Origin of the sequence: Guptibacillus spartinae, from assembly GCF_028610625.1 — a bacterium.
Classification (GTDB): domain Bacteria; phylum Bacillota; class Bacilli; order Bacillales; family Guptibacillaceae; genus Guptibacillus; species Guptibacillus spartinae.
Genome location: NZ_JAQQWU010000009.1, coordinates 162,184 through 185,271 on the forward strand (window position 1 = coordinate 162,184; position 23,088 = coordinate 185,271).

27 protein-coding genes are annotated in these 23,088 nt (G+C 40.4%); 18 read left to right on the forward strand and 9 right to left on the reverse strand.

The annotated features are described in order from the left end of the window. Positions 1-4: 4 nt before the first annotated feature. Entirely contained in the window at positions 5-907 is a 903-nt protein-coding gene (locus PQ511_RS15975; RefSeq protein WP_273852898.1) for a TIGR01777 family oxidoreductase, read from the reverse strand. Between the two features lie 134 nt (positions 908-1,041). Between PQ511_RS15975 and recX the strand changes: the two genes are divergently transcribed. After that, a complete protein-coding gene (gene recX, locus PQ511_RS15980) occupies positions 1,042-1,848 on the forward strand; it encodes a recombination regulator RecX (RefSeq protein WP_273852899.1) in 807 nt (268 codons plus the stop codon). Here recX and PQ511_RS15985 read toward each other — a convergent pair. Beyond that, positions 1,835-2,506, reverse strand: coding sequence for an SDR family NAD(P)-dependent oxidoreductase (locus PQ511_RS15985; protein WP_273852901.1), 672 nt, complete (start codon positions 2,504-2,506; stop codon positions 1,835-1,837). The two genes, recX and PQ511_RS15985, sit on opposite strands and share 14 nt — an antisense overlap. Before the next feature lie 96 nt (positions 2,507-2,602). On the opposite strand from PQ511_RS15985, the gene PQ511_RS15990 reads away from it, so the two are divergent. Then, positions 2,603-2,923: a YfhH family protein gene (locus tag PQ511_RS15990; protein ID WP_273852902.1), complete on the forward strand. Its 321-nt coding sequence runs from the start codon at positions 2,603-2,605 to the stop codon at positions 2,921-2,923. 19 nt (positions 2,924-2,942) lie between these two features. Here the strand turns inward: PQ511_RS15990 and PQ511_RS15995 are convergent, their stop codons facing one another. Both PQ511_RS15995 and sspK read right to left on the reverse strand, forming a co-directional pair. Next, complete coding sequence (locus tag PQ511_RS15995) at positions 2,943-3,101, reverse strand: YpzG family protein (RefSeq protein WP_273852903.1); 159 nt, start codon at positions 3,099-3,101, stop codon at positions 2,943-2,945. Between the two features lie 24 nt (positions 3,102-3,125). Further along, the gene (gene sspK / locus PQ511_RS16000; RefSeq protein WP_273852904.1) at positions 3,126-3,281 is read right to left on the reverse strand and encodes a small, acid-soluble spore protein K; all 156 of its coding nucleotides are present in this window, start codon (positions 3,279-3,281) and stop codon (positions 3,126-3,128) included. A 131-nt stretch (positions 3,282-3,412) separates the two neighbouring features. Here sspK and PQ511_RS16005 point away from each other — a divergent pair, with 131 nt between their 5' ends. Next, positions 3,413-3,682: a YfhJ family protein gene (locus tag PQ511_RS16005; RefSeq protein WP_273852905.1), complete on the forward strand. Its 270-nt coding sequence runs from the start codon at positions 3,413-3,415 to the stop codon at positions 3,680-3,682. A 51-nt stretch (positions 3,683-3,733) separates the two neighbouring features. On the opposite strand, the gene PQ511_RS16010 is transcribed toward PQ511_RS16005, so the two are convergent. Then, the gene (locus PQ511_RS16010) at positions 3,734-4,714 is read right to left on the reverse strand and encodes a metal-dependent hydrolase (protein WP_273852906.1); all 981 of its coding nucleotides are present in this window, start codon (positions 4,712-4,714) and stop codon (positions 3,734-3,736) included. Between the two features lie 232 nt (positions 4,715-4,946). Here PQ511_RS16010 and mutY point away from each other — a divergent pair, with 232 nt between their 5' ends. Both mutY and PQ511_RS16020 read left to right on the forward strand, forming a co-directional pair. Next, positions 4,947-6,041, forward strand: a complete 1,095-nt coding sequence (gene mutY / locus PQ511_RS16015; protein ID WP_273852907.1) for an A/G-specific adenine glycosylase — start codon at positions 4,947-4,949, stop codon at positions 6,039-6,041. Positions 6,042-6,043: 2 nt separating this feature from the next. After that, complete coding sequence (locus PQ511_RS16020; protein ID WP_273852908.1) at positions 6,044-6,805, forward strand: SDR family NAD(P)-dependent oxidoreductase; 762 nt, start codon at positions 6,044-6,046, stop codon at positions 6,803-6,805. Between the two features lie 54 nt (positions 6,806-6,859). Here the strand turns inward: PQ511_RS16020 and PQ511_RS16025 are convergent, their stop codons facing one another. Continuing rightward, a complete protein-coding gene (locus PQ511_RS16025; protein WP_273852909.1) occupies positions 6,860-7,051 on the reverse strand; it encodes a hypothetical protein in 192 nt (63 codons plus the stop codon). 145 nt (positions 7,052-7,196) lie between these two features. Between PQ511_RS16025 and PQ511_RS16030 the strand changes: the two genes are divergently transcribed. The 10 genes from PQ511_RS16030 (at position 7,197) to nikC (ending at position 17,070) form a co-directional block, all read left to right on the forward strand. Next, complete coding sequence (locus PQ511_RS16030; RefSeq protein WP_273852910.1) at positions 7,197-7,517, forward strand: gamma-type small acid-soluble spore protein; 321 nt, start codon at positions 7,197-7,199, stop codon at positions 7,515-7,517. A gap of 116 nt (positions 7,518-7,633) precedes the next feature. Continuing rightward, positions 7,634-8,302, forward strand: coding sequence for an SOS response-associated peptidase (locus tag PQ511_RS16035; protein WP_273852911.1), 669 nt, complete (start codon positions 7,634-7,636; stop codon positions 8,300-8,302). A 146-nt stretch (positions 8,303-8,448) separates the two neighbouring features. Further along, positions 8,449-8,673, forward strand: coding sequence for a hypothetical protein (locus PQ511_RS16040; RefSeq protein WP_273852913.1), 225 nt, complete (start codon positions 8,449-8,451; stop codon positions 8,671-8,673). A 205-nt stretch (positions 8,674-8,878) separates the two neighbouring features. Then, complete coding sequence (gene ntdP / locus PQ511_RS16045) at positions 8,879-9,406, forward strand: nucleoside tri-diphosphate phosphatase (protein WP_273852914.1); 528 nt, start codon at positions 8,879-8,881, stop codon at positions 9,404-9,406. A gap of 99 nt (positions 9,407-9,505) precedes the next feature. Further along, complete coding sequence (locus PQ511_RS16050; RefSeq protein WP_273852915.1) at positions 9,506-11,224, forward strand: ABC transporter ATP-binding protein; 1,719 nt, start codon at positions 9,506-9,508, stop codon at positions 11,222-11,224. A gap of 188 nt (positions 11,225-11,412) precedes the next feature. Beyond that, positions 11,413-12,417: an ABC transporter ATP-binding protein gene (locus PQ511_RS16055; RefSeq protein WP_273852916.1), complete on the forward strand. Its 1,005-nt coding sequence runs from the start codon at positions 11,413-11,415 to the stop codon at positions 12,415-12,417. A 14-nt stretch (positions 12,418-12,431) separates the two neighbouring features. Further along, positions 12,432-13,412 (forward strand): ABC transporter ATP-binding protein, encoded by a 981-nt coding sequence (locus tag PQ511_RS16060; RefSeq protein WP_273852917.1) that lies wholly within the window; start codon positions 12,432-12,434, stop codon positions 13,410-13,412. Positions 13,413-13,440: 28 nt separating this feature from the next. Next, positions 13,441-15,054: an ABC transporter substrate-binding protein gene (locus PQ511_RS16065; RefSeq protein ID WP_273852918.1), complete on the forward strand. Its 1,614-nt coding sequence runs from the start codon at positions 13,441-13,443 to the stop codon at positions 15,052-15,054. 97 nt (positions 15,055-15,151) lie between these two features. Next, positions 15,152-16,156, forward strand: a complete 1,005-nt coding sequence (locus PQ511_RS16070; RefSeq protein ID WP_273852919.1) for an ABC transporter permease — start codon at positions 15,152-15,154, stop codon at positions 16,154-16,156. Between the two features lie 14 nt (positions 16,157-16,170). After that, entirely contained in the window at positions 16,171-17,070 is a 900-nt protein-coding gene (gene nikC, locus PQ511_RS16075) for a nickel transporter permease (RefSeq protein WP_273852920.1), read from the forward strand. A 25-nt stretch (positions 17,071-17,095) separates the two neighbouring features. On the opposite strand, the gene PQ511_RS16080 is transcribed toward nikC, so the two are convergent. Both PQ511_RS16080 and PQ511_RS16085 read right to left on the reverse strand, forming a co-directional pair. Continuing rightward, complete coding sequence (locus tag PQ511_RS16080) at positions 17,096-18,178, reverse strand: FUSC family protein (protein WP_273852921.1); 1,083 nt, start codon at positions 18,176-18,178, stop codon at positions 17,096-17,098. Between the two features lie 185 nt (positions 18,179-18,363). Further along, positions 18,364-19,653, reverse strand: a complete 1,290-nt coding sequence (locus PQ511_RS16085) for a glutamate-1-semialdehyde 2,1-aminomutase (protein WP_273852922.1) — start codon at positions 19,651-19,653, stop codon at positions 18,364-18,366. A gap of 152 nt (positions 19,654-19,805) precedes the next feature. Here PQ511_RS16085 and PQ511_RS16090 point away from each other — a divergent pair, with 152 nt between their 5' ends. From PQ511_RS16090 to PQ511_RS16100, 3 genes are read left to right on the forward strand one after another with little or no spacing between them, the layout of a single operon-like run. Continuing rightward, positions 19,806-20,819, forward strand: a complete 1,014-nt coding sequence (locus PQ511_RS16090; protein WP_273852923.1) for an ABC transporter ATP-binding protein — start codon at positions 19,806-19,808, stop codon at positions 20,817-20,819. After that, a complete protein-coding gene (locus PQ511_RS16095; RefSeq protein ID WP_273852924.1) occupies positions 20,812-21,603 on the forward strand; it encodes an ABC transporter permease in 792 nt (263 codons plus the stop codon). Before PQ511_RS16090 ends, PQ511_RS16095 begins: the two co-directional genes overlap by 8 nt. 3 nt (positions 21,604-21,606) lie before the next feature. After that, positions 21,607-22,392 (forward strand): ABC transporter permease, encoded by a 786-nt coding sequence (locus tag PQ511_RS16100; RefSeq protein WP_273852925.1) that lies wholly within the window; start codon positions 21,607-21,609, stop codon positions 22,390-22,392. A gap of 40 nt (positions 22,393-22,432) precedes the next feature. Here PQ511_RS16100 and PQ511_RS16105 read toward each other — a convergent pair whose 3' ends face one another. After that, positions 22,433-22,978 (reverse strand): RNA polymerase sigma factor, encoded by a 546-nt coding sequence (locus tag PQ511_RS16105; RefSeq protein ID WP_273852926.1) that lies wholly within the window; start codon positions 22,976-22,978, stop codon positions 22,433-22,435. Positions 22,979-23,088 lie beyond the last annotated feature (110 nt).

A 23,088-nucleotide genomic window follows, 5' to 3' on the forward strand; every position in this document is an offset into this window, starting at 1 on the left:
TGATTTAAACCAGCAGGTTCTCGAGAGCATCTTTTAATTTAATGTAGCGGAAAGGATAGCCAAGTTCCTTAGCCTTTTGGGGGAGAACACATTGACCTTTTAAGACAATGCCACTTTTTTCTCCGAGTGCTGCTTGAACAGGTGCTTCCGGAACTGGCATCCAGTGTGGTCGATTCAAAACTTCTCCTACCGTTTTACCAAAATCATTCATTCTTTTCGGTTCTGGTGCAGTAACGTTTAATGGGCCATGAACAGATTCATGGTCAACTGCGAATCTAATCATTCCAACAACGTCCATGATATGTACCCAAGAATACCATTGACGTCCGTCACCAAGTTTTCCTCCCATAAATAATTTGTAGGGGAGTACCATTAATGGAAGGGCACCCTGTTCACCAAGAATAACGCCGAAGCGGGCAAGAACAGTTCTTACCCCATGATTTTGTGCTTTCATCGCTTCGTCTTCCCATTTGCGTGAAACGTCAGCAAGAAAGTCAGAGCCAGGCTCTGTATCATTTTCAGTAAAGGATTGATCAAGAGAGGAACCATAATAGCCAATTGCCGAAGCGTTTACAAGGACGCGAGGCTTATGATCAAGTTTTTTAATGATGGAGATAATCTCTCTCGTTGAGGAGATACGGCTATCTAGAATGCGCTGTTTCCGTTCTTCTGTCCAACGTCCGCTATTGATCGATTCACCCGCCAAATTAACAAAAGCATGAATGTTTAGTAGTTCTTTTTCTGGCTCAGCGTCTTCCTGCAACCATTTCACATATGTAACGCCTTTTTTCACAGGTTTGTTTGCAGGATTACGTGTTAGGATATAGACAGAATGCCCATCATTCACAAATGACTCCGTAAGAGCACTTCCGACAAACCCAGTTCCCCCAGTGATCGCAATGTTCATTTTTTTTCCTCCTAAGCGTGCGCGATGTATTTCTTTAATACTTCTTTACCCGTAATCATATTCCTTTAATCAAATGCTCTAACTTCATAGCTAATTCAAGAAAGTGCTACAATAGATCTGGAGGTGAGTGCATCGTGAAGGTTACACGAATTACGACTCAGAAAAATAATAATGAGCGTTTCTCCATATTTATCGATAAAGGATCAGGTGAAGAGTTCGGATTCGGAGTTGATCAAGATGTGTTGATAAGCTTTGGACTCCGCAAAGGTGTAGAATTAAGTGATGAAATGCTTGAAGGTATTCAGTTTGAAGACCAGGTAAAGAAGGGAATGAACTATGCTTTAAATTATCTATCCTATCGGATGCGCTCAGAAAAAGAAGTGAAAGATTACCTTCTGAAAAAAGAAGTGCCTGAAGAAGCATTTCCGAAGATCATTGAAAAGCTTAAACGCTATGGATATGTAAATGATCTAGAGTTCGCCATTGCATTTGTAAGAACCAAAATAAATGCGGGTGCAAAAGGTCCGTTTGTACTTGCACAAGAACTTAACCAAAAAGGGGTTGCAAAACCAATGATTGATCAATCACTTGAAGAATATTCTTATGAACAGCAGCTTGAGATTGCTACTAAGTTAGCTGAGAAGAAAGCGTCAAAGCTGAAGAAATCTTCAGCAACAGAGCAAAAACAGAAAGTGAACCAGGAGCTCAGAGCAAAAGGATTTGACCGAGATATCATTCAAGAAGTGATGGAGCAAATCAACTTAGATAAAGGCGATAACGAAGAATGGGAAGCCCTCGTTATGCAAGCTCAAAAGGCCGAACGTCGATATAGTAAGTTAGACCGTAGAGAATTCGATCATAAAATGAAGCAATTTTTATATCGCAAAGGATTCCCTTTTCCACTTATAAATAAGTACCTAGAAGAACTTAACTATCAATAAAAATTTCTTTCTGCCCCATATCTTCCTCAATAATTTGTTTTGCCTTATCGGAAGCAGATTTCAACCTTGTAGAATCAGCTATATGATCTGATTCAGACCAGAAAGGGGTATTCATTCCTCCCATATAAACCGCTGTGGCACTAACCCCTGTGCCTTCAAGTTCTTTCCAGAGGCTCTCTGTAAATCCTCTCACAGCATATTTTGAAGCAACATAAACCGTTTCGTGATTTTTTCCTTTAAGGCCAGCCGTTGAAATGATGTTCATGATTCGTCCTTTTTTTTCTTTTAACATCGGGAGAAAGGCCTGCGTTGTAAAAATTGTCCCCTTCACATTCGTATCAATAACATCATGAATGTCTGAGATCATCAGGCTTTCCAATGGTCCAAATGTACCGATTCCGGCGTTGTTAACAAGAAGATCAATTTCTAAACGATTATCTACCATTTTCTTTACAAGACACGACACTTCTTCAGGATTGGAGATGTCGCATTGAAAAATTGTACACATTTTGTTTTCTTGCTCAATATGGCGGCAAATGGATTCAAGCTTCTTTTTTGTTCTACCTACTGCTATGATGTGGTGCCCTTCATTTGCCCAGTGTTTCGCTAGTTCTGAGCCAAGACCTGAGCCGGCACCAGTGATTAAGATGGTTTTCATGATCAATCACTCCTTGGTGTAAGCGTAGCATATTTTTGTCAGGAAGTAGAAAATGAACTATACTTGGGGGGAAGAAAAGAGTAGTGGAGGTCAAGAATGGAAAAGCGTTTCAGTGAAATGAATGAGCAGGAATTACGAAGTGAAATTGCACTTCTTAGTGAAAAAGCACGTCGAGCTGAGCAAATGGGGATGGTGAATGAATTTGCCGTTCATGAACGCAGAATTGCTCTTGCGAAATCCTATTTATTGAATCCCGAGAACTTTGTTCCGGGTGAGAAGTACGAAATAGATGGTGACCCAGGTTCGACATTTACAATCGACTATATGAATGGAACGTTTGCCTGGGGATATCGTGAGGGAAATGAGAATATTGAAGCATTTCCTATCTCGATGCTCATTGAAAAAGAGCAGCAGTAATGCTGCTCTCTTCCCGTTTCTAAGATCGTTTTCGCGTTTGCACTTGGAGAACGATATCGTTATACGTTTGCTTCGATTGTCCATTGACCTGATTGTGTGCGTGTTTTGGATTTGCAGTTGGAGATTGGAATGGATCCTCATAGTTCGAGTGAAGCCGATTTCGGTTATTTTTACCCATAGCTGCTGCCTCCTATATGAGAAATTATCCCTGACGGTTGCCTGTACGATTAGACGCGCTCATGCGCTCCTTTGGCTGAGTGTTAATGGAACCGTCAGCTCGCTTTGAAGCAAATTCTTCTTTTGCACGTGGTTCACCAGAAAATTTCGCATCTGGAAAACCTGTTTTTTTGTTTCTCATTTTTGTGCGCCCCTTTCCAATATCGTCTTGTGAAGCAGGCACACATTTAGTATGCGAAACGGTGACGTATGTTATGTGTGTTTTGTATTGATTAATATAGCTGGAAGTACAACATGAAAGGAGCATGCCTCATGGAAGACCTTTTTCAAAGGCTTACTCATAACCTTCTTGAGAAAAACGATCATCTTTCTTACGGACAGGCAAGAACGATGGTGGAATTATTATGGGAAGATTTCGAATCATCAAGAGCAAAGGCTGGAAGAGAATATAAAGGTCATGATGTGACGGAAAAAATCGTGAAACAGTGGATTGACTATTATGGCCCAGTTTTACATGATTTTATGATGAATAATCCGAAATATAGAGACTATTTTGGAGACGATAGAAGTATAAAGCATTAACGAAAAAACCGGCTGGACAATGGTCCAGCCGGTTTTCATATATGGAAATTATTAATCCACAGCGGGATCTAATTTCTTTCTTAGCGTGTCTTCACTGTATACCCAACCTGTATAGGAACTTGTGATCTCTAGCTGATCCTCCATCTGTACAACGGCCACAAATGGATAGTGGCCTTTATTCCGATAGCGCAAATCAATAAATCGTACTTCGTATCCTTCTTCTTTTTCTTCAATTTCCCATCGATAAACGGGTGAAAAAGAAAGGAAGGCACTTAAATTTGGGTCTTCCTTGGCCGATTCGAGTACAGGCGTTTTCGGGACAGGAACACGTTCAAACTCATCTTGAACGTGTATTGTTGTACCTTCAGCACGAGCAACATAAAACTGCGTTTCTGATTTAATCGCAATATGCCATCTGCTCCAGCGAATCGTAGGAGAGACAATCACTTCCACGGCATCAGGAATACGCTCCTTAACAGCACGAATCACTTTTCTTTGTTCTGAAATCCTCCATAGATAATAGAAGAGGAGAATGCCGTATATCGTTAAAAAGGTATATCCAGGGTTCGCACCAATATACCACAGAATTAATCCTGCAATATGACTGAGGAAAATAAATGGATCAAAAATATTTATTACCCCGAGGGCGACCCAACGGTTTGAAAATGGCCGAATGGCTTGTGTACCATAAGCGTTGAAAATGTCGACAAACACATGAATGAAGACGGCTAAAAATGTCCATAACCAGAGATGAAGCCAGTTTGTTTCTGGGTAGAATAGCATAATACCGCTACTAATAATGATTGGCCATAGAAGAACAGCAGGAATGGAGTGAGTAATTCCTCTGTGATGACGTATATAGACAGCGTTATTTTTTAATTTTAGTACAGTATCAAAGTCCGGGGCCTGCGATCCGATCAGCGCTCCAATTAGAACGCTTTGAGCGGTAATGGGGTCCTGTGCAATCGCTGGATCTAATGTTGCAAGAGCTCCAATCCCCAGTCCCATGACCACATGTGTCCCAGTATCCATAGGGTAAGATCCTCCTTATGAAGCAGATCGATTAAGTTAACAACCTTATATCGCATAAAGTTTAGCGTTCTCTATTTAGTTATACCCAATTAAAACAAAAGTGAAAAGTTAAAAGATGAATGAAAAGGTATGATGAGTTATTATATGTGATAGATGAAGATAGAGGAAGTTTATAAGTGAATTTTAATATTGTTTTAACACCATTTACTATATCATATCGGAGAGTTGATGCATGACAGAGAAAGTGACAGACCTTTTACATTTATTTGACGAACAAAAATTCCAGGAAGACCTCATTTCTTGGTTTAAAAAAGAACAGCGAATCCTTCCGTGGCGTGAGAATAAAGATCCGTATCGTGTGTGGGTTTCTGAAATTATGCTTCAACAAACAAGGGTTGATACTGTGATCCCATATTTTGAGCGATTTATGCGCCTTTTTCCTTCAATAGAGGCACTGGCCGAAGCTGAAGAATCGGATGTTTTAAAAGCGTGGGAAGGGCTTGGATATTACTCAAGAGCCCGAAATTTACAGAGCGCTGTTCGCGAAGTGGCAGAGTCTTATAATGGAATCGTGCCAAATCACCCAAGGGAAATTTCAGGTTTGAAAGGGGTCGGTCCATATACTGCCGGTGCTATCTTAAGTATTGCTTATGATATTCCGGAACCAGCGGTTGATGGAAACGTAATGCGCGTATTATCAAGGGTTGTTGGGATATGGGAAGATATCGCAAAACCTTCAGCTCGAAAGACATTTGAAGAAGTAACCCGCCGAATTATTTCAAAAGATGATCCATCCTCATTTAATCAAGGAATGATGGAATTAGGAGCGATTGTATGCACGCCTCGCTCCCCTTCTTGTCTCTTGTGTCCAGTTCAGGAGCATTGTCGCGCTTTTGCGGAAGGCTCACAAGAAGAATTGCCAATTAAATCAAAGAAAAAGGCGCCACGCCCTGTGCCGATTGCGGTAGTTGCACTTGAGGATAGTACAGGGAAATTCCTTATTAGGCAGCGACCCGAAACAGGTCTTCTAGCAAGCTTATGGGAATTTCCTAATGTTGAATTAAGTGAAGGCGGATTAAAACAAGAGCAGATTAAAAAGCATTTGAGGGATGAATATGAAATCGATAGTGAAGTTGAAAAAGAGTTAGCTTCCTTTAATCATATTTTCAGTCATCTTAAATGGCAGTTAACCGTCTATAAAGGATCTTATCAAGGTGAATTAGCTTCTAAGCATTTTAAAATGGTGGACAAAAACGAGTTGCAGAACTTTGCATTTCCAGTAGCTCATCAAAAAATCACACAATTGATTCTAGAAAGTGAGGGATAATCGTGAATTTGAATTTAGAGAATAAACGCGTATTAATTACTGGTGGCTCAAAAGGCATTGGCAAATCAATTGCTAAGACCTTTTATGAGGAAGGGGCAAAGGTTGGGATATGTGGAAGAAATCGTGAGGCTCTTGAGATTGCGAAAGAAGAAATTGGTCCAAACCTTGCTTTATTCGAAGCGGATATAACAGATGAAAGAAAACGTGTGCAGCTATTGGATTCTTTTATCATGGAGTTTGGTTCAATTGATATTCTCGTGAACAATGCCGGTGGAAGCAATGGAGGCGCTATTATGGAAACGGACCTTACTGAGTTTCATAAAGCAATGGATCTTAATTTCTACTCAGCTGTCCACCTTAGTCAGCTATCAGCTGAAAAAATGAAGGAGCAGGGCAACGGGGCAATTATTAATATCTCCTCTATTTTCGGGCGTGAATCTGGGGGCAAACCAACTTATAATAACTCAAAAGCGGCCATGATTAGTTTCACTAAAGCGTTGGGAGATGAATTAATTAAGGACGGAGTACGTGTAAATGGAATTGCTCCAGGTGCCATTCTTCACCCATCTGGGAATTGGCAAAAGCGGTTAGAGGATAACCCGGAGAAAATTGAAGAGTTTGTAGAAAAAGAAATTCCAGGAGGGAGATTTGGTACACCTGAGGAAGTGGCGAATGCTGTGGTATTCCTTGCTTCTGACAAAGCATCCTGGATTGTTGGCGCAACCATTAATGTTGATGGCGGTCAATCAAAATCAAATTTTTAATTTGTATTTAACAAAAGCCCTCTGGAAATTCCAGAGGGCTTTTGTCTGTGAAGGTTAATCTGGCATAAAGGCAGACAAGCCTCCACGCTGTTCAATTTCCTTCATAATTTCTCGGTGAATGGCAAGGCCCTCACTGTTTAAATAAGGCGCAACTTGTTGCAAGCTGTGATGGAAAAAAGAAAGTTCTTTGTCTGCCCACTCCTGTTTTGACATCATGGATAGCTCAGTCATATCTCGATGATCCATTGTTCCCCTCCTTTTTGTTTTATTTTGTTACAGGAACTTGTGTAGTATGAGGGAAGTTTTTCTCAGAAAGATTTTTTTATTTTTTTAATGGATACATAAGAATAGGTGATCTGGATATTCTATTGTTTGTGGGAGGTGATAAGCCATGGCAAAGAAACCAGGACAAACTCAATCTGGTACAAGTATTCAACACGTAAAACAGCAGAATCAACAAGCTTCTGCTGGTAAAGCAGGTCAGCAACAATACGGTGCTGAATTTGCAAGTGAAACGGATGCTCAAGAAGTAAAAGCTCGCAATGCGAAGTCTGCTCAAAACAAGCAGCAAGCATCTGCTGGACAAGCAGGTCAGCAACAATACGGTGCTGAATTTGCAAGCGAAACGGATGCTCAGCAAGTAAAAGCTCGTAACGCGAAGTCTGCTCAAAACAAGCAGCAAGCATCTGCTAAAAACCAGCAGCAACAATAATTGATCTCCCGAGCAGGACTGACTTAGTCAGTCCTGTTTTTCATTCAATAGGGGTAAGCTAATAGGGATTCCAAGAGAAGTACCGAACTTCTTACAAATAAGAAAGGAGGCTTTACATGTGTGGACGTTTTTCTTTAACAACAGAACTTGACGTTTTACTTGAACGATTTCAAATTGAGCAAACGCGTATTGACATTGATACGCCGAGGTTTAATATTGCACCAACGCAACAGGTCCCAACGGTCATCCGAGCGGGGGAGAGTAATCGAATGGGTACATTGCGTTGGGGGCTGATTCCGTTTTGGGCAAAAGATCCTTCGATTTCAAATAAATTAATTAATGCAAGAAGTGAAACAGCTGATCAAAAAGCGAGTTTTAAGCATGCACTAAAAAAACGGAGGTGCCTGATCTTATCCGACGGCTTTTACGAATGGAGACGAACGAAGGATAGGAAAATTCCTATGCGTATTCAAGTTAGAAATGGTGAGCCGTTTGCAATGGCAGGGTTATGGGAAAAGTGGCACGACAATACCAGCACGATTTATACGTGTACGATTTTGACAACTGAAGCCAATGAGTTAATGGCAGAAATACATAATCGAATGCCTGTTATTTTGACGAAGGAAACGGAATCAATCTGGCTTGACGCTTCACTAAGTGATTTAAAAGAATTAAATAAATGCATGAAGCCATTTCCTTCTTCTGAAATGAATGCATATGAAGTCTCAACACTTGTAAATTCACCAAAAAACGAAGAACCTGAATGCATTCTGCCTGTTAATTAGCAAGAAGTCATAAAATATCGCTTTTGACAAAAACACCTACTTCTCTACAGAACTTTCCAAAGGTATTTTTCAATGTATATGGAATTTGTTTTCTGAAGATTATTCGTTCATTGGATTTAATACTTTAGTTTGAAAGGAGAGGTTAGATGACGAAGTTTGATGAGTTAATTCAACAACAGCTCAAGCTTGCTGATCAAATGATTTATACAAGGGAAGAAATACAAAAGTTAGAGGTAAAGCTATCTGTTTCTGATGAAACAACGAAAACCATTATGTTAGAGAAAAAAGAACGGTTAATGCTTTTAGAAGAAGAGTTTGAACGACTCATTGAAAATGTGATCTCAACCTTTGAAAATACAGCCATTTATTAAAAGCAAATGAGTGCCATTCAATTTGAGTGGCGCTTTTATTTTAATTTTATTTTGTTAAGCGTTATAATGGAGAAGAATATAGATGAGATGTAAGATTTTGATGATAGCCATGTATTGAAAGGTAAGAAAGAAAGGATACTGTGAGTCTGCCTATATGTAAAAGGCATTCATCGTTTTCCGGAATTTCTTAGGAAAGGAGAAGGAGATGAGTTTCCCAACGACCGGGACGAGAATTCAAATTCAAAGTTATAAACATCGCGGTACGCTACATCGTACTTGGGAAGAAAGTATCGTACTTAAGGGTACCTCAAAAGAGATCATCGGGGGAAACGATCGTATTCTCGTGACAGAAGCTGATGGAAGACAATGGCGTACACGTGAACCTGCGATTTGCTATTTTAGTGCGAATCACTGGTTCAATGTCATTGGAATGATTCGAACGGATGGACTTTATTACTACTGTAATTTAGGAACACCATTTATGTACGACGAAGAAGCATTAAAGTATATTGATTATGATCTGGATATTAAAATCTACCCTGATATGACGTTTAAACTACTCGATGAAGATGAGTATGAAGCACACCGCGAAGAAATGAATTATCCCGAAGCCATTGACCGCATTATACAACAAAATGTTAAAGAACTGATGAACTGGATTCATCAGCGTAAAGGGCCATTTGCTCCAGGTTTTGTGGATCAGTGGTACGAACAGTTTCTCCAATATAGGTAAGAAAAACCTGTTGAATGTTTTTCAACAGGTTTTTGCATGATATTAAAAAGCATGTGAATAGTTAAAGGATGATGCCGTCTGGGTAGTATAAAAAGATATATGACCTTTGTTAGGCCATATAAAAAACAAATAGGAATAACGATAGGAATTGGAATAGTAAAGTTTGGCATTCCTCTTCTTTTACCTTTAATTCTTAAATACGTGATCGATGATATTATTGGTGCCGAAATGCCTGTCGGGGATAAGTACCAACAACTCCTGTGGCTAATGGGGGGCGCGTTCTTTCTTTTCGTGGTGGTTAGACCACCTGTCGAATATTTCCGCCAATATTACGCACAGTGGATTGGTAGCAAAATCCTCTATGATATTCGTGATAAGTTATTTTCCCACATTCAACAGTTAAGTTTAAAGTTTTACTCAAATAATAAAGCAGGAGAAGTTATTTCAAGGGTTATTAATGACGTTGAGCAAACGAAAACCTTCGTCATTACTGGAATGATGAATGTTTGGCTCGATCTTATTACGATATTAATCATTATTGGAATTTTGTCATTTATGAACATCTGGCTTACGCTAGCGGCGATTGTTCTCCTGCCTTTGTATGGTCTATCCGTTAAGTTTTTCTATAAGCGTTTGCGCGACTTAACGAAAGATCGATCGCAGGCTTTAGCTGAAGTTCAAGGCCATTTACATGAGCGTGTGCAAGGGGTGTCTGTCATTCGAAGTTTTGCGCTGGAAGATTACGAACAAGAACAGTTTAACAAAAGAAATACCAACTTCTTAGAAAGAGCACTTGATCATACACGATGGAATGCGAAAACCTTTGCGGTCGTTAATACGATTACCGATGTGGCTCCTCTTATTGTCATCGCGTTCTCAGCTTATCTTGTTATCTCAGGGGGACTTCAAATTGGTGAAATGGTCGCCTTTGTCACCTATATGGATCGCCTATATAGTCCACTAAGACGATTGGTGAATTCTTCAACAACTCTAACGCAATCCATTGCTTCAATGGATCGAGTATTTGAATTTGTAGATGAGAAATATGACATTGTGGATAGAGAAGATGCGAGGAAGTTAAGCGATGTTCGTGGTAATATTCGCTTTGAAGATGTTTCCTTTAAATATAATGAAAATGATCTTCCGGTTCTAAAGGGAATTGATCTAGATGTAAGTGCGGGGGAAACCATTGCCCTTGTTGGAATGAGTGGAGGAGGTAAATCTTCTCTTGTTAGTTTGATTCCACGTTTCTACGATGTAACGGGTGGACGTATTCTCATTGATGGTACGGATATTCGTGATTACGAAGCAAGAAGTCTTCGTGATAACATAGGGATGGTATTACAAGATAATATTTTATTTAGCGAATCTGTACGCATGAATATTATGATGGGCAATCCAAATGCTGAGGAAGAAGACGTCATTCGTGCTGCTAAAGCAGCAAATGCACATGAATTTATCATGAGTCTACCGGAAGGATACGACACGGCTGTTGGTGAGCGCGGTGTGAAATTATCTGGTGGACAGAAGCAGCGAATCGCGATAGCCCGCGTTTTTCTTAAAAATCCACCTATTCTTATTTTGGATGAAGCCACATCAGCTCTAGACCTTGAGAGTGAGCACCTGATTCAAGAGGCTCTTGAAGTTCTTGCTAAAGATCGAACAACATTTATTGTTGCCCACCGTCTCGCAACAGTGACGCATGCCGATCGAATTGTGGTCGTAGAGAATGGGCAAATTTCCGAGAGCGGTAATCATCAAGAATTGATGAAACAAAAAGGGTCATACCATAACTTATTCCAGGTACAAAATTTATAAAGATTCATCAAAAAGCATCTGATTTAGATGCTTTTTTTGTTTGATTATGCACATTATCGCGTAAAAGTGACAAAGAAAGACAGAAAATTACCGCAATATACGTTGCCAATTGTCTGAAATAATGTAATAATGATAAACAGATTTTAGTTAACTTGAAAAATTCAGAATTTATAGAAAGGGGTGAGGGTGTGGAACAACCAGTATTAAAAGTTAGCGGATTAGAAACTCACTTTTTTACAGATGATGGAGAGATTCCAGCGGTCGATTCCGTTGATTTTTACGTTAATAAGGGAGAGGTTCTAGGGATTGTTGGGGAATCAGGATCTGGAAAAAGTGTTACCTCCTTATCGATTATGCAGCTCATTCAGGCCCCTGGTAAGATAGTTGGTGGTGAAATTACATATAAAGGCGAAAATCTGATTTCAAAGTCAGAGAAAGAAATGAGGAAGATCAGAGGAAATGAAATTGGGATGATTTTTCAGGAGCCGATGACCTCATTGAATCCAGTATTTCGCATAGGAAATCAACTGATCGAAGGTATTCGAATACATAAGAAATGGAACAAGAAAAAAGCCTGGGAGCATGCTGTATCAATCCTTAAATTAGTCGGACTACCAAGAGCTGAAGAGCTAATGAATGAATATCCTCATCAATTATCTGGAGGAATGCGACAGCGGGTTATGATCGCAATGGCAATGGCATGTGAGCCGGAAGTACTCATTGCAGATGAGCCAACGACTGCTCTAGATGTGACGATTCAAGCTCAGATCCTCGAACTGATGAAGAAGTTGAATAAAGAAACGAACACCTCGATTATTATGATTACGCATGATTTGGGGGTCGTGGCAGAGATCTGTGATCGGATTGCCGTGATGTATTCAGGGAAAATCGTAGAGCAAGGAAAAACACAGGATATTTTTCAACACCCCAAGCATCCTTATACGATTGGATTAATCGAATCAGTACCTGATGTTCGCGTTCGAAAAGACAGGCTATATTCAATACCTGGAAATGTACCAAAGCCAGGTTCTATTCATAAGGGTTGCCACTTTGCACCGCGTTGTAATTTTGCTTTTGATAAATGCTATGAAGAAAATCCAACATTGCTAGATGCGGGACCTGCACAACAGGCGAGATGCTGGCTCCATGAAGATGCAAAGAAAGCAGCCGTGTTAGAGAGAGTGAAAAGTTAAAGGGGGCGCCTATTTTGCAAGAAGCACTACTTGAAGTAAAACAGCTAAAGAAGCACTTCCCCATTCAGGGAGGCGTGTTGAAACAGCAGGTAGGAACAGTAAAAGCTGTGGATGGTGTAACCTTTACCTTACATAAAGGAGAAACATTTGGATTAGTTGGGGAAAGCGGTTGTGGAAAATCCACTACGGGTCGCATGTTGATGAGACTTCTTGAACCAAGTGAAGGTGAAGTTCTGTTTGATGGGAAAGAGATGACGACATTAAATAAAAAAGATCTCCGTCATTTAAGGAAAGATATTCAAATGGTCTTTCAAGATCCCTTTGCTTCGCTTAATCCGAGGCATACAGTCGAAAAAATTATTGAGGAGCCTCTTATTGTTCATCAGCTAGGTAATAAAGCTGAGCGGAAGAAGCGAGTGAGAGAACTGCTGGAGATTGTTGGGCTTAGCGCTTACCATGCAAAGCGGTATCCGCACCAATTCAGCGGTGGGCAGCGACAGCGAATAGGAATCGCACGGGCTCTTGCTGTTAATCCAAAATTAATCATTGCGGACGAACCAGTTTCAGCACTTGATGTATCGATCCAGGCTCAAGTACTAAATCTTTTAGAAGATCTCCAGAAAGAGCTTGGACTAACATATTTGTTTATTGCCCATGATTTAGGGGTTGTCCGTCATATTAGCGATCGCGTCGGAGTGATGTATCTGGGGCGTATTGTTGAGATGGCAGATAGTGAAAAGCTTTATTTGGATTCAAAACATCCGTATACACAGGCTCTTCTTTCAGCGGTGCCAGTTCCAGACCCTGAATATGGGAAAGACAGAATTATTCTTAAGGGCGATGTGCCAAGTCCATCGAATCCGCCTCCAGGGTGTCCTTTTCACACGCGATGTCCAAAGGCGATGGACGTATGCAGCTCTGTTGTTCCTGAATTCAGGGAGATAGAACCTGGCCACCATACAGCATGTCATCTGTATGAAGAAGACCTTGTATAAATCACAAACATGACTAAGGGGGAAGAACATGAAAAAAACCATTTTTTCATTACTATTTGTATTGCTACTTTCGATTGGTCTAGCCGGTTGCGGTGGATCGAACGAATCGAGTGGCGATGGTGGGGGAGACTCCGGAGACGGGGGCGAAGAAGCTGGTGGAACATTGATCTTTGGTCGCGGCGGTGACTCTGTATCACTTGATCCAGCCTCTGTAACTGACGGGGAATCATTTAAAGTAACAAAGAATATTTTTGATACGCTTCTTGATTACGGTGATGATAACACAGATGTGCAGGAAGCTCTTGCAACAGATTGGGAAGTTTCTGACGATGGCAAGACTTATACATTTACACTTCGTGAAGGCGTAAAGTTCCATGATGGTACTGATTTTAATGCAGACGCCGTTGTGTACAACTTTGAACGTTGGATGAATGGGAATGAAGAAGCGTTCTATTACTATAAGTCCATGTTTGGTGGGTTTAAAGGGGACGAAGGACATGTGATTGAAAGTGTAACGGCTAAAGACGATTATACTGTCGAATTTAAATTAAAGCGTCCACAGGCGCCATTCCTTAAAAATATCGCGATGTCTCCATTTGCGATTGCTAGTCCCGATGCACTTGAAAAACAAGGCGATAAGTTTGGTGAGAATCCTGTAGGTACTGGTCCGTTTGTATTTGATCAGTGGAACAGAAATGACAAAATCGTTCTAAATAAAAACGAAGAGTACTGGATGGATGGGTATCCAAAACTTGATAGTGTTATTTTCAGAGCGATTCCTGATAACTCAGCACGTCTAAATGCCTTAATGGCTGGTGAAATCGATTTGATGGATGGTCTTAATCCTTCTGATGTTCAGCAGGTTGAGGACAATGCTGATCTTCAAACGTTCTTCCGTCCGTCTATGAATGTTGGGTACCTTGGTCTTACATCAAACCGCGAACCATTAAACAACAAACTTGTCCGTCAAGCGCTAAACCACGCAGTGGACAAGCAAGCGCTTATCGATTCTTTCTATGCTGGGCAAGCGGAACCAGCGAAAAACCCAATGCCTCCGGTAATCGGTGGGTATAATGATGAAATTGAACCTTATGAGTATGATCTTGATAAAGCGAAGGAACTTCTAAAAGAAGCAGGCTATGAAGATGGATTTGAGATGGAGCTATGGGCTATGCCTGTTCCACGTCCGTACATGCCAGATGGTCAAAAAGTAGCAGAAGTTCTTCAGAAAAGCTTCGCTGAAATTGGCGTAGATGCTGAAATCAAATCATACGAGTGGGCAACTTATCTTGAAAAAGCGCGTAATGGTGAAGCTGATAGCTTCTTATTAGGATGGACTGGTGATAACGGTGACGCCGATAACTTCCTATACGTCCTTCTTGATCAAGATAACATTGGAAGCAACAACTATACGTACTATGAAAATCAGGAACTTCATGATCTTCTAATTGAAGCACAGTCAACTCCAGATGAAGAAGAACGCAATAAGCTTTATGCAGAAGCACAAGAAATTATCCATGAAGATGCACCGTGGATTCCACTTGTACACTCTAAGCCAGCACTTGGCGGTTCGAGCACAATCAAAGGATTCTCTCCGCATCCAACTGGTTCCGACAAGCTTACAAAAGTAACGCTTCAATAGGAAAAGAAGGGGGAGTGATGCACTCCCCTTTTATTCTTCCTAACATTACATACATATTTGTACAAAATGATCTTTTACAGATGGAAGAGGTGAGTAGATGCTTGCTTATACAGTTAGACGACTGCTGATGCTTATCCCGGTATTGTTTGGGATGACGCTAATCGTATTTTTTATGATTCGAGCAATTCCTGGTGACCCAGCCCAGGTCATTTTAGGACAACAGGCAACAGAAGAGGCGATCAAGAGTTTAACCAAACAGCTTGGTCTCGATCAGCCATGGTATCTACAATATATTGATTATATTAAAAATTTGTTTACAGGTGATTTAGGCACTTCTCTTCGAACAAGTTCAGATATTAGTGGAGAGATTTGGCCATATCTTGCTGCTACGTTAGAATTATCACTTGTGGCGATGGTCATTGCGATTTTTATTGGCGTTAATGCAGGGATTATTAGCGCATGGTTCCAAAACTCCTGGTTTGATTACACTGCTATGGTACTTGCACTAATTGGTGTATCGATGCCTGTGTTCTGGCTTGGGTTAATGGAGCAGTGGGCCTTTTCACTTGAACTTGGTTGGCTTCCATCAACGGGTCGTGAAAATGTAAGAAATCCAGTTGATGCCATCACACACCTTTACCTCATTGATACCCTTATTCAAGGCAGGATGGATCAATTTGTTGAGGTAGTTAAGCATTTAATTCTACCAGGTATCGCACTTGGTACCATTCCGATGGCGATTATTGCTCGAATGACACGCTCCAGTATGCTTGAAGTCATGCGATCTGATTTCGTTCGTACAGCACGTGCAAAAGGAACAAAAATGTTCTGGGTTGTTTATAAACATTCTTTGAAAAATGCTTTTATTCCCGTTCTAACCGTTATTGGTCTGCAAATGGGCTTACTTCTAGGGGGGGCCATTTTGACTGAGACAATCTTTGGATGGCCAGGAATCGGCCGTTATATTTACGATGCGATCAATTTCAGGGATTACCCTGTCATTCAATCCGGTATTCTCATTGTTGCAGTTATCTTTGTTTTTATTAATTTAATTGTCGATCTGCTTTATGCTGCAATTGATCCTCGAATTAAATACAACTAAGGGGGGCTTCTAAAATGGCTGAAATTGCTCCGCAGAAGCAAGTGAACGTTCAGAAACAACCAGACGAAGAAGTATTATCGCCATGGCGCGAAGCCTGGAAAGGATTCAGGAGAAATAAACTAGCAATGGTCGGTATGGGCATTGTACTCTTTTTTATCCTTTTAGCCATTTTTGCAGGAGTGATATCTCCTGAAGGAATTAATGAGCAAAAATTAGGAGAACGACTCCAAGCGCCTTCCGCAAGTCACTGGTTTGGCACCGATGATTTCGGTCGCGATATCTTATCACGTATTATTTATGGAGCACGTATTTCTTTATGGGTTGGCTTTTTTGCTGTACTTGGTTCAGCTGCGATCGGAAGTTTATTAGGTATGGTGGCAGGATATTACGGAAAGTTAGTAGATACGATTATCTCACGTATCTTTGATATCATGCTTGCCTTTCCAAGTATTCTTCTTGCAATTGCCGTAGTTGCCGTACTTGGACCATCATTAAGAAATGCACTGATCGCAATTGCCATTATTAATATTCCAAACTTTGGGCGGCTTGTTCGCTCTAGAGTGTTAAGTGTCAAACAGGAAGAATATGTGATGGCGGCAAGAGCGGTTGGTATGAAAGATTCAAGAATCATCTTTCACCATGTCCTTCCCAATTCCCTTGCACCTATTATTGTGCAAGGAACGCTTGCAATTGCAACCGCCATTCTAGAAGCAGCGGCCCTAAGTTTTCTTGGTCTTGGAGCACAGGCGCCACAGCCTGAATGGGGGAAGATGCTAGCAGATTCTCGCTCGTACATCATCCAGGCACCATGGACGGTATTTTTTCCGGGACTTGCGATTATGCTAACGGTTCTTGGCTTTAACTTACTAGGTGATGGTCTTCGTGATGCGCTTGATCCTAAAATGAAGAAATAAAAAATCAGCCGATTCGGCTGATTTTTTATTTGGCATGAAGTTCTTGAATGTCGACTTCGTTTTCTTCCTGATGATAGGAGTGGAAACTATCGACAAGTAAATCAAGGTGTTCTAGTTGATCGTGATAGTCAATAATCATCCCAATTAGTGGGAAGATTGTCATCCATAGCTCGCGATTACATTCACCATTTTCGTATAAGTCCACATAGCGTTCGGTCAAGGTCGTTTCCCCAGATCCAACTGTATTTAACATTTCCTCTGGAGATTGGTTTCTCACTTTTCCGATATATTTCAAATGAATTCGTTCATGGTAATTTGTAAGCTCATCAAGGTGAGTTTGAATCATCTTTCTAACTTCATCAGGCATAATGAGTATCTTCACATCAAGTTGATCCAGCATTTTTAGAATCGCGAGCGACTTTTCTGTTGTAGCAATCATCTGTCTGAACAGAACGAGCTTTCTAGCTTTCACAAAATCTCTTCGCTTAAAATACGTACGCTCTTCTTTAAAAAGAAGAAAATACTGATCACTTTTAACGGTGTCTTCTTTTAGTTTAATTAAGTTCTCTTTTAATACTTTGTGTTCAGCATCATTTCGAGTAGCAAGCCTGATCCACTGCGAAATGTATTCTGTATTGCTTACAATTTTATGGAATAATTTTGTTTCATATTTTGGTGGGACGAAAACTAAGTTTACAAAGAAAGAGCTTACTACACCAACCATAATCACTAAAAATCGATTTGCTGCAAACGTGATAAATTCCTCCTGAGGCGCATTCATGATTAAAATAACAGTCACGATGGCAAGGGGAATGGTGCTTTCTATTTTTAATTTAATGTTGATGGCGATAATAATGATAGCACCTAAGCCAATGACGATTGGCTGATTTCCAAATAGCAAAACGAGCACAACAGCAAGTAGGGCTCCGATAATATTTGATTGAAATTGATCAATAATGGTTTGATAAGATCTGTAAATGGACGGCTGAATGGCAAACAATGCAGCTACACCAGCAAAGGTTGGTGGTTCGAGTCCAAGCCAAGTTGCAATATAAAGTGCGAGAGTAATCGCAAGCCCTGTTTTAAAAATACGGGCACCAAACTTCATTCGATTCTAAGTCCTTTCGTCGAGTACTTTTAGTATAGAGAGTATCCTCTATTTACTCTTTTAAACATGTGAGACGTTCTAGTTATACATCGGAATGGATCGGATAGCAACCCTTATTTTAAATAATACCAAAGATAGTAGAAAAGACAGAATGAAGGTGCTTCACTCTGTCTTTGTCTTTTTCATTAAGCCATTTGTTGGAAGACGCGTTTCACGGCTTCAAGCGTTTCATCAATGTCTTTTTCGGTGTGTTCTGTAGTAAGGAACCACGCCTCGTACTTAGAAGGTGCAAGGTTAATGCCTTCATTCAACATCAGTTTAAAGAAGTGAGCAAATTTCTCACCATCTGAATCCTCAGCCTGTTTATAATTGACTACTTTTTCATCATTAAAGTAGACAGTGAGAGCGCCTTTAAGACGATTAATGGTAATTTGGATACCGGCATCTTTGGCATGGCGATGAATACCAGCTTCTAGTCGCTCACCTAGTTTGTCTAACTGATCGTAGACACCCTCTTCTTGAAGAACTTCTAGACACGCAATACCTGCAGAGATTGAAGCAGGGTTTCCGGCCATTGTTCCAGCCTGGTAAGCTGGCCCTAGAGGGGCTACGTGTTCCATGATCTCGCGCTTACCGCCATATGCGCCAATTGGAAGTCCCCCACCAATGATTTTTCCTAATGCTGTCATATCAGGTTCTACACCAAGTAAGTTTTGGGCGCCACCATACATAAAGCGGAATGCCGTAATGACTTCATCATAAATTACGAGAGCACCATGTTGGTGAGTGATTTCATTGACCTGTTCAAGAAAACCTTCTTCAGGCTCAACGATTCCAAAGTTACCAACAATCGGCTCAACAAGAACACCAGCTACTTCATCTCCCCATTTCTCCATTGCTTCTTTATAAGCTTCAATGTCATTAAAAGGAACAGTAATCACTTCTCTAGCAATACTTTTCGGAACGCCTGCTGAATCAGGACTTCCAAGTGTAGCAGGTCCAGAACCAGCAGCCACTAGTACAAGGTCTGAGTGTCCATGGTAGCAACCAGCGAATTTCACAATTTTGTTGCGACCCGTATAAGCTCTTGCGACACGAATGGTAGTCATCACAGCTTCTGTACCTGAGTTTACAAATCGAACTCGTTCAAGGGATGGCATGGCATCTTGAAGCATAGCCCCAAAGCGGTTCTCTAAAACGGTAGGAGTGCCGTATAACACACCATTCTCTGCCGCTTTTGTAATCGCTTTTGTAATGTGAGGATGAGCATGTCCCGTAATAATTGGTCCGTAGGCAGCAAGATAGTCTATGTACTTATTGCCATCTACATCCCAGAAATAAGGTCCTTTCGCTTTTTCCATGAAAACGGGTGTGCCACCACCGACCCCTTTGTAGGAACGAGATGGACTGTTTACGCCACCTAGCATAATATCAAGTGATTCTTTATGGTGTTGTTCTGATTTCGTGAAATTCATATTAACCTCCTAGTAATACTTGTTCATCATTCCCCATTGTAGCATGAGTAGAGCGGAACGAAACACTATTCACACTTCCCCTTAAGCGCAATGATTGTTTAATAGGAATGGCTCTTGTAAACTAAGTTGGTGTGTAAAAAGGAGGATAACGAATGGAAAAGGTTATTGATGTGCAGTCATTGCGTAAAGATTTTAAATCTCATTCAAGCCGCTCAGGCTTAAAAGGAGCGTTTCGAGACTTATTTACGCGTAATTATAAAGTGATTTCCGCAGTGAAAGATATATCGTTTACGGTTAACGAAGGTGAAATGGTAGGGTATATCGGTGAAAATGGTGCTGGAAAGTCAACGAGTATTAAAATGCTAACTGGTATTTTAACACCGACGTCAGGAATTGTTCGGGTGAACGGTATGGATCCTCATAAAGAACGTGAAAAATTTGTCCGTTCCATTGGCGTTGTGTTTGGACAACGTTCTCAATTGTGGTGGGATATTGCCGTACAAGAATCGTTTCGATTGCTTAAGAAAGTCTATAACGTGCCGGATGATGTGTATAACGAACATATGAATCACGTGATTGAATCGCTTGATATTGGCCCGTTGCTGGATAAGCCAGTCAGAAAATTATCGTTAGGGCAACGTATGCGGTGTGAGCTAGCAGCAGCGCTTCTCCATAACCCGAAGCTTTTATTTCTTGATGAGCCGACAATTGGGCTTGATGTACTTGTAAAGTTAAAAATTCGTAATTTCTTAAAAGAGATTAATGAAAAGTATAAGACAACCATCTTACTTACGACTCATGACCTTACAGATATAGAAGCATTATGCGATCGCGTTGTGATGTTAGATGAGGGACAGATTATTTATGACGGCGAGCTTGCGAAGCTTCGTTCCAATTGGGGAGAAGGAAAGCAAATTGAATTTCAGTTTGGTGAACAGGTTAGTGGTGAACAACTCCAACCTTTATTGAAGGAACTTGAAGCAGAATGGACAAAAGGTGATCGAGAGAATGTGTGGATCGCAAATGTAGTGAACGAAGAGCATGTTATTTCCGAAGTCATTGGGAGAGTTGTAGCGGCAAACAGGATTACGGATATTAAGATTCATGAAATCTCTACCGAAGAGATTATTCGAAATATCTATGAAGAGGGCATGCGTAATGGGTAAGTACATTGAAATGATTCGCGTCCGCTTCTTAATGATGCTTGCTTATCGGACGAACTATTATAGCGGAATTTTAATTTATAGCATTAATATAGGTGCTTACTACTTTCTATGGAATGCGATATATGGTGGAAAAGGGGAAATTGAAGGGCTATCTGTTATCCAAATGACCACCTATGTTGCGGTTGCCTGGATGGCAAGAGCTTTCTATTTTAATAATATTGATCGAGAAATTGCTCAGGAGATTAAAGAAGGGAAGGTAGCAGTAGAATTTATTCGCCCTTATCACTATCTACTAATGAAGACGATGCAAGGACTGGGGGAAGGGATTTTTAGATTAAGCTTTTTCTCCATTCCTGGTATGATTATCGTTAGTCTTATTTTCCCGATTGAATTTTCGGCTGCATTTTCGACGTGGATGTTCTTTGTGATTGCCATTATTCTAAGTTTTATTGTTAATACTCAAATTAATCTACTGACAGGTGTTATGACCTTTTTCTTCTTTAACAACGATGGACTGATTCGCGCAAAACGAGTGGTCATCGATTTGTTCTCAGGATTATTACTCCCAATTAGTTTCTACCCAGGTTGGGCGCAGAATGTCATGGACTTTCTTCCATTTCAAGCTATTAGCTATATTCCAAGTATGATTTTTACAGAAGGTTTTACTGGGAGTGCGGTTTGGGAAGCAATTCTTTTCCAGCTAGTCTGGGCAGTTATTTTAATTCTTCCAATTCAAGCGCTATGGGTCATTGCCAAAAAACGCTTGATTGTGCAGGGAGGGTAACAGATGAAGCATGGTAGTATTTTCTTTCTATATGTCTCGCAATATATGAAAACAAGACTAACGTATCGTGTCGATATGCTAATGGAAATTATGTCTGATTTATTGTTTCAGGCAGTCAACCTTATTTTTATTCTGGTTGTCTTCGGACATACAAATATGTTGAGCGGCTGGTCGAAGGATGAAATTATTTTTATTTATGGATTTTTCCTCGTTCCATTTGCCATCTTTGGGGCTTTCTTTAATATTTGGGATTTCAATGAAAGGTATATTGTTAAAGGGGAGATGGATCGAATCTTAACAAGACCGGTTCATAGTTTGTTTCAAATAATTTTAGAGCGAATGGAGCTGGAATCATTGTTTGGGGTGCTTACCGGTATTGCTGTTATGATTTATGCGGGAAGTCACCTTGATTTAAGCTTATCGTGGTATGATCCAATTGTTTTTCTTTTCATGGTTCTTGGCGGAGCGTTTGTCTACGCAGGAATCTTTATTTTGCTAGCTAGTATTAGCTTCTGGTCAGATAGCAGAACAAGTATTATGCCAATGATGTACAACATCGGAAACTATGGAAGGTATCCAGTTGATATCTACAACAAAGTGATACGGTTTGTTTTAACGTGGATCTTACCGTTTGCTTTTGTTGGTGTCTATCCGTCAGCCTATTTCTTAGGCAGGGAAGAATGGTATGGCTATGCTTTTCTTACACCAGTGATGGGCGCTGTCTTTTTTGGATTTGCGATCTTTATGTGGAATATTGGCGTCACGAAATATAGGGGCGCAGGTAACTAAAAAGTCCAGAGGGATCTCCCTCTGGACTTTTTGTTTATGATTAGACCGGTTCTAATAATGATGAATCGATTTTTTCTTTTAATTTTTTCATGCCAAGCCTCACGCGACTTTTCACTGTTCCAAGAGGAATCTTCTTTTTGGAAGCTACTTCTGCTTGACTATATCCTTCTAAATAGATGAGCTTAAGAATTTCCTTTTGCTCCGTATTCAAAGAATTTAAGGCTCCATTAATCATATCTTTATTTCCCAAGTCATCTTGAATATAAAGTTCTTTATCGACCAATTGGTGATCTTCAACAACTGTTTCTTTAAAATTGCGCTGTTCTTTCTTAATCCGGTCAATAGCTCGGTTTCGTGTAATCTGGTTTACCCATGAGGAAAGCTTTCCTTTATCAGGCTGAAATTGGCTTCTCTTATTCCAAACTTCTAAATAAACATCCTGAACGATCTCTTCGGCAATTTGCTGGTCATTGACTATGCGACGGGCGATGCGTAAAAGCGTCTGATGGTTTTCAATACAAAAGACTTTAAAGTGCTCTTCGTTTTCACTATCCCAGTAAGCAATCGCATAATTGCCTTTAATCATTCGTCAATTCCTCCTCCGAGCTTTGCTAGTAGCTCTATTCCCTTGAATTCGAAATAAAAACAATTAAAGTGTAAAAAAAGTGATCCAAATGCAAAAAAAATGTCGTATTA

Excerpts from the sequence above, each read along its gene's own strand:
- nikC (WP_273852920.1), top strand. The coding sequence starts at position 16,171 with ATGGCTGAAATTGCTCCGCAGAAGCAAGTGAACGTTCAGAAACAACCA.
- PQ511_RS16050 (WP_273852915.1), top strand. The coding sequence starts at position 9,506 with ATGACCTTTGTTAGGCCATATAAAAAACAAATAGGAATAACGATAGGA.
- PQ511_RS16030 (WP_273852910.1), top strand. The coding sequence starts at position 7,197 with ATGGCAAAGAAACCAGGACAAACTCAATCTGGTACAAGTATTCAACAC.
- PQ511_RS16100 (WP_273852925.1), top strand. The coding sequence starts at position 21,607 with ATGAAGCATGGTAGTATTTTCTTTCTATATGTCTCGCAATATATGAAA.
- PQ511_RS16105 (WP_273852926.1), bottom strand. The coding sequence starts at position 22,978 with ATGATTAAAGGCAATTATGCGATTGCTTACTGGGATAGTGAAAACGAA.
- PQ511_RS16005 (WP_273852905.1), top strand. The coding sequence starts at position 3,413 with ATGGAAGACCTTTTTCAAAGGCTTACTCATAACCTTCTTGAGAAAAAC.
- PQ511_RS16090 (WP_273852923.1), top strand. The coding sequence starts at position 19,806 with ATGGAAAAGGTTATTGATGTGCAGTCATTGCGTAAAGATTTTAAATCT.
- PQ511_RS16095 (WP_273852924.1), top strand. The coding sequence starts at position 20,812 with ATGGGTAAGTACATTGAAATGATTCGCGTCCGCTTCTTAATGATGCTT.
- PQ511_RS15990 (WP_273852902.1), top strand. The coding sequence starts at position 2,603 with ATGGAAAAGCGTTTCAGTGAAATGAATGAGCAGGAATTACGAAGTGAA.
- PQ511_RS16035 (WP_273852911.1), top strand. The coding sequence starts at position 7,634 with ATGTGTGGACGTTTTTCTTTAACAACAGAACTTGACGTTTTACTTGAA.
- PQ511_RS15985 (WP_273852901.1), bottom strand. The coding sequence starts at position 2,506 with ATGAAAACCATCTTAATCACTGGTGCCGGCTCAGGTCTTGGCTCAGAA.
- PQ511_RS15975 (WP_273852898.1), bottom strand. The coding sequence starts at position 907 with ATGAACATTGCGATCACTGGGGGAACTGGGTTTGTCGGAAGTGCTCTT.
- PQ511_RS16040 (WP_273852913.1), top strand. The coding sequence starts at position 8,449 with ATGACGAAGTTTGATGAGTTAATTCAACAACAGCTCAAGCTTGCTGAT.
- ntdP (WP_273852914.1), top strand. The coding sequence starts at position 8,879 with ATGAGTTTCCCAACGACCGGGACGAGAATTCAAATTCAAAGTTATAAA.
- PQ511_RS15995 (WP_273852903.1), bottom strand. The coding sequence starts at position 3,101 with ATGGGTAAAAATAACCGAAATCGGCTTCACTCGAACTATGAGGATCCA.
- sspK (WP_273852904.1), bottom strand. The coding sequence starts at position 3,281 with ATGAGAAACAAAAAAACAGGTTTTCCAGATGCGAAATTTTCTGGTGAA.
- PQ511_RS16065 (WP_273852918.1), top strand. The coding sequence starts at position 13,441 with ATGAAAAAAACCATTTTTTCATTACTATTTGTATTGCTACTTTCGATT.
- PQ511_RS16080 (WP_273852921.1), bottom strand. The coding sequence starts at position 18,178 with ATGAAGTTTGGTGCCCGTATTTTTAAAACAGGGCTTGCGATTACTCTC.
- PQ511_RS16025 (WP_273852909.1), bottom strand. The coding sequence starts at position 7,051 with ATGGATCATCGAGATATGACTGAGCTATCCATGATGTCAAAACAGGAG.
- PQ511_RS16085 (WP_273852922.1), bottom strand. The coding sequence starts at position 19,653 with ATGAATTTCACGAAATCAGAACAACACCATAAAGAATCACTTGATATT.
- PQ511_RS16010 (WP_273852906.1), bottom strand. The coding sequence starts at position 4,714 with ATGGATACTGGGACACATGTGGTCATGGGACTGGGGATTGGAGCTCTT.
- mutY (WP_273852907.1), top strand. The coding sequence starts at position 4,947 with ATGACAGAGAAAGTGACAGACCTTTTACATTTATTTGACGAACAAAAA.
- PQ511_RS16070 (WP_273852919.1), top strand. The coding sequence starts at position 15,152 with ATGCTTGCTTATACAGTTAGACGACTGCTGATGCTTATCCCGGTATTG.